The sequence below is a fragment of the Geobacillus sp. BMUD genome, assembly GCF_013096845.1.
GTDB lineage: Bacteria > Bacillota > Bacilli > Bacillales > Anoxybacillaceae > Geobacillus > Geobacillus vulcani.
In genome coordinates this window covers 1-241 of sequence record NZ_SDLA01000115.1, presented here as the reverse complement: position 1 = coordinate 241, position 241 = coordinate 1, and the positions used below count along the sequence as shown (strand labels likewise).

The 241-nt window shown below is 31.1% G+C and carries 1 protein-coding gene; it reads left to right on the top strand.

Annotated elements, in window-relative coordinates:
• Positions 1–241, top strand: a 241-nt coding sequence (locus ETC05_RS17675; RefSeq protein WP_171661582.1) for an IS200/IS605 family accessory protein TnpB-related protein, incomplete at both ends; no start/stop codon positions are given.

The following is a 241-nucleotide window of genomic DNA, read 5'->3' as shown; positions in this document are numbered from 1 at the left end:
TTGCTTGCTATGAATCGCAATAATAAAGTGAATGATTATATCAACAAGACTTGCCGTTACATCATTAACTACTGTATTGAAAATCAAATTGGCAAACTTGTCATTGGCTATGCGGAAACATGGCAACGCAATATTAATCTAGGAAAAAAGACAAATCAAAACTTTGTCAATATTCCTCTCGGTAACATAAAAGAAAAACTAGAATATCTTTGTGAATTTTACGGCATTGAATTCTTTAAAC